At 41.4% G+C, this 4,594-nt stretch carries 4 protein-coding genes and 1 pseudogene; 2 read left to right on the top strand and 3 right to left on the bottom strand.

The genetic code is table 11. The annotated features are described in order from the left end of the window. A pseudogene (locus ENH88_RS02030) lies at window positions 1-828 on the bottom strand (hypothetical protein); the annotation flags it as partial. Window positions 829-1,132: 304 nt separating this feature from the next. Here ENH88_RS02030 and ENH88_RS02025 point away from each other — a divergent pair. Beyond that, window positions 1,133-1,513, top strand: a complete 381-nt coding sequence (locus ENH88_RS02025) for a hypothetical protein (RefSeq protein ID WP_304178919.1) — start codon at window positions 1,133-1,135, stop codon at window positions 1,511-1,513. Window positions 1,514-1,695: 182 nt separating this feature from the next. Here the strand turns inward: ENH88_RS02025 and ENH88_RS02020 are convergent, their stop codons facing one another. Together ENH88_RS02020 and ENH88_RS02015 are read right to left on the bottom strand one after the other, a co-directional pair. After that, entirely contained in the window at window positions 1,696-2,781 is a 1,086-nt protein-coding gene (locus ENH88_RS02020) for a DUF4785 domain-containing protein (RefSeq protein WP_304178918.1), read from the bottom strand. Window positions 2,782-2,791: 10 nt separating this feature from the next. Then, window positions 2,792-3,652 (bottom strand): hypothetical protein, encoded by an 861-nt coding sequence (locus ENH88_RS02015; RefSeq protein WP_414704776.1) that lies wholly within the window; start codon window positions 3,650-3,652, stop codon window positions 2,792-2,794. A 575-nt stretch (window positions 3,653-4,227) separates the two neighbouring features. On the opposite strand from ENH88_RS02015, the gene ENH88_RS02010 reads away from it, so the two are divergent. After that, on the top strand, window positions 4,228-4,594 hold a 367-nt coding region (locus ENH88_RS02010), incomplete at its 3' end, for a carbohydrate-binding protein (RefSeq protein ID WP_349768641.1).

Below are 4,594 nucleotides of genomic sequence, written 5' to 3'. Positions count from 1 at the left end.
GAGGCTTCGAACATAAAAGTTATGTTCGGTTACGGACGGGAAAATATAAAGCGGATCATAGCCATAAGCACCTGTTGAGAAGGCATACTGGTATTGATGTTCTGCAGGAATATAACCTCGCGTACTGCTATACGAGTGATGTTGAGAGTTGTCTGGTAATACTTCAACTCCTTGATGGCTAAAATCAGATTCTTTTAGCTTAACCGTAAATGAGTCTTTAGGTATATCCAGCACTGCGGCTTTCACATCTAAACCATTATGAGCCACAGCCTTAAAATAGACCTTTGTGTCTGCAGGGCATACTTCTATCGTATCAGTTAAAGTAGTGCCATAACTTGTTTGCAAACTGTAGTCATTGCCAATGTTACCTAGTTCAAATTTATCCAGCTCATAAGCTTCACAACCGCAATCCTCGACATAGTTTTCAAAGTAAAACTTACCTAAATTTTTTCGGCCTTGAATATCAAGTTCACTTATTATCAAAGTATACTCTTCAAGATCATAATCTATTACATCACCCAACACCGATATATGCATAGTCCCAGCTGGCACAGTATTAGAGTATATGCCTTGCGAATCAGTTTTAGCAGAGCCTAATGACCCACCATCTTTATCATGAAACACGACATCAGCTTGGTATGGAGACTCCATTCTGCACTGATATGAATAAGCTTGCAAAGAAATAGTTTGTGTTTGTACCGGCACCGTAACACTATTATCAGTCGTTTGATTGCTTGAATTACTGCTCTGCTCACTAGATGAGCCGCCACAGGCAGTTAAAACTAAAGATATAGCTGATACCACAGGTAATAAAATGTACTGCTTCATAATTAATCCATTAAGTTGTTATTATTTTCAGTCGCCTATTATCCCTAGTTACATTTACCTAAAGCAAGCCCAAATTTAACTTTTTCATTCAAATTTTAACAACTTTTGTATGAACTATTGAAAACAACTTAATTTACGACTCCCCCACCCAATTACAATTGTATTTGTTTAATTCAGTAAAGAGTCAGTCCTGATTTGCTATCACTGTTGCTGCATTTTTCGGTGCTGCATGAGTCATAAAACGCCTTGCTTAACCTTAACTATTAAATAATTGTAACTAGCTTATAGAGGCCACCAACACGTTATGACAACGACTTTTTTAAGTAAATCACAACAAGTCGCACTGCAACAAGCACTTATCAGCAGCAAGCTGCTAAACAATTACACATTAAATAGTGATAACGCCCCTTCTGTTGAGCAACAAGCTTATAGCCATATCGCTGTCACACTTTACCGCTTTAATTTACAAAAAATAAAATGGTCATCTTTTTTAAAAACAGCAATAAGCACAACCACCAAGGTATGCCCGTGGTTAACCAACGAGTTGGTCAGATGCCAGCAAGACTACAAAGCACAGCTTAATGACGCGGTAATAATTGAACAAAGTGCATTTATTAATGGTATTTTTAGCGAAGAACTCGCTTATATTGACACTTTACTTGATACAGAATCACAAGCTGAGTAAAGGCTGAAGGTCCTAGATTTTAGGCTTTAGACTCTAGGGGAGTGATTTTATTTTTAGCGATTAGACTGATGCATTGTGTAGTTTGTGAATGTATTGATTTGCACAGAGAGGCTAAGAGTCGCTGCGCTACCGACATAAAGGGGTCAAGCAAAACCTGACCCATGAATTACCACTACAGAATATTATTGCTTTGAGGCAAACTTTAACATTCGCGTTTGGTCGGTAAGTTCAATATCAATGAGCTCAAATGGGGCTTTGGCTGTTTTAGCGACAGAAAATGGCATCATGAAGTTACCATAGTTGTCTATCTGCTTAGCCACTTCTACCGTAGCCAATTTTACCCGTTCTCCTTTACTTCCCTTTCCGGTCAGTGTCGCGCGAATAGCGAAGCGCCCGGAGTCGGTCACTTGCACCGGAACCCGTGCTTGATACTGGTTGTTCCCTAAATACGCAACTTTGGCACTATCCATGGTGATGGTTTGCGCACTGTGTACAAAAGGCATTTTTATAGAGCGCTTTACCATTTGCCCATTTATTTTTGTTTCGACATTTGCCTCGAGTTCATAATACCCTTTCGCTGCACCTATGGTTTCGAGCGGGTAAGTGAATACCGCCTCGCCGTTTTCATAACCTACAGTAAGTTGCTCGCCATCAGGAGCAAATAACGTTAGTTGTACATCGTTATCTTTAAAGCGCTTTTGCCCCATACTAAGCTGCATGGCCAAGCGTTGTTGGTGCTGTTTTAATTTAAACTGGCTTTTAGCATGCAAGGCATTACGCGAGCCTTTTTCAATAACGTGCACCAAATAGGTGTCATTGTCATTGAGGGCCTGGCTTGTTTTTAACATCGCCTTGCCGTTGACTTGGCCTAACTTAAGCCCAATGCTACCATCACTAAATCCAGCATTTTGCATTTGCTCACGTGCCGCTATAGCTTGCATTGGCAACTGCTGCGAATTCGCATCGCGCACCGATAACTTATCTAATTGTAAACCATGAGGCTTAAACACTTCACCGCTATCAAAGCGCGCTTTCGGCGCGATACGAATAAAGTTATCAGCTTGATTAACAAATACTGGCACGCCGCGCTTTAACTCTTTTCCTGAAACATGCTGCCAATACTCAACGCTGTCTTTTTCAAGTGTTTGTAGTTGCGAAACAGGCGCAGACTGCACTTGTGGAAATTGGTATACCGTTTGCTCATTCGCATTCGCCGCTGTGCTTACAAGCATCATCGCAACACATAGTTTGGTTAACTTTTTGATCATTGTCTGGCTCCTAAATTCGATTTTTAAGCATGTCTGATAAGCCAAAGCAATTGCGGCGACTTTGCTGGTGACTTAAAGGTTCACTGCCTTGGGTACGTGATTTATCTGTAAACCACACTACCCCCGCTAACGACTGAGAGCTGCAATTTAAGAAGCCATCTGAACAGCTATCTAACCAATTTTGCGTAACTTCAAGTGCCACTTGGTTTTGATATCCGCCGCAATAGCTATCGCTGTCCCAAACGGCTGATTCAACGTCACTACCTACAACGGTTTCAAAGCGAGAGGGTAAACTTGGCCGATTAGGTGTGCCGTTAAGCCACTGTGCGTTATACGACGCCATCCAAGATACTTGCTGTTGTTTCACTGCATCGTTGCCATAACCGAGCAGCCAGCCCAAACTTTGCTCAAAAGAGTTACCAGCAACGACCGCATCAGCGAGCGGCGTACCGCCACTCGAAGGTGCCAGTGCGATTGTGCGCGTCACTTTATTAATGATATTAGGAAAGCGGCTATCCCATGTCGGGTTTGACAAAATCCAACGCACAACATTACCGCCGTTAGAATGGGTGATCAGTGTTAACTCAGTAATATTTTTATTATTGATAAATGTGGTGAGTTGTTCGGCTAAGCAACCAACAGCGCCGTCAGCCCACATGTATTGCTCAAAATCACAATTAATAACCGTGTAGTTATTGATATTAGGTAGACCTTGGCGCACCGTATCGACAAAACTGCCCGTCCAATAATCATTATATGCATCACTTTGCTGGCCAGTGCCATGTACAAATGCGACTCCTTGCGCAGCAAAAGCGCCTTGACTCAAGCCCGCCGCCAGCGCTAAAGCCGACATCAATGAGCGTGTTTTTATTTTCATGCGTGTTCCTGTTCTTTATGTTTATATCTATCAGATTAGAGGTGTGACCTCCGATCAGAAAATAGACCAAAAAGGAACGAACGCAAGAAAACACATACATAAAATTAACTTTTGTGTGCTTTTTCACTACAAATTATTAGTTTTGTGGTCAAATTAAATGAAAGAGTCGCGGCTAAAGTCGCCTTTTACAGAAAGTCTTGAGAAGGAGTTTTGTGGCAGCCACTCTTTGACTACTGCCGCCAACGCAACAAAGCCTTGATGAAGGTTTTCTTTTCTGTATAGCAAAGCGTCTCTGAGTCTTCGGTGTTGATATTCGCTTCTAGGGTTAGCCTGTAATCTCAACCAAACTCCGTTGGGTTTTGTTGAACCCTACCCAACAGAATCACTCGCGCCAGCAAGCTTAGCGCCTACGATGATAACTTTAACCCAATTATTAAATCCATTCGCTGATTAAGTACCACCTACAAATTCAGTAATTATTTTTAGAAACCTAACACTTCTTACTTGCATTTACCTAAAAAGTGAACTTAATTTTAAAAGTACTGGACTTCAATTAAAAGGAATTTGCAATGACTAAACTCATCATTATTGCTTGGTTACTTTTTTGTTCGCATGCTTACGCGACAAATATTTTTCAGCTTAACTCAAAATCAAAAAATACTGATTTAGCTGCTATGCAACCAAACCACCCACAATGGAATGCCAGCTCTATCTATGTCGCCGGTGATGTAGTTACTTACAACAACAGCTTATTTATTGCCGCTTTTTGGGTTAAAGGTATTGAACCGATGGAAAACCAGCCGCATTGGGATGGCTGGATCTGGGTGCAAAATACCGTGATAGAAAAATGGCAAGCAAACAAAGTGTATCAAGGTGGCAGCCTTGTAAAACACGGTACTGACTACTTCCTTGCCCGCTATTGGAATGAGAATAACG

Source organism: Pseudoalteromonas prydzensis (assembly GCF_011050055.1).
Lineage (GTDB): Bacteria > Pseudomonadota > Gammaproteobacteria > Enterobacterales > Alteromonadaceae > Pseudoalteromonas > Pseudoalteromonas prydzensis_A.
The sequence above is the reverse complement of the archived record's forward strand: the minus strand, read 5'-3'. Positions and strand labels throughout refer to the sequence as shown.

What these genes read in the sequence shown, in the direction of transcription:
- ENH88_RS02025 (WP_304178919.1), top strand. Translation starts at nt 1,133, where the DNA reads ATGACAACGACTTTTTTAAGTAAATCACAACAAGTCGCACTGCAACAA.
- ENH88_RS02020 (WP_304178918.1), bottom strand. Translation starts at nt 2,781, where the DNA reads ATGATCAAAAAGTTAACCAAACTATGTGTTGCGATGATGCTTGTAAGC.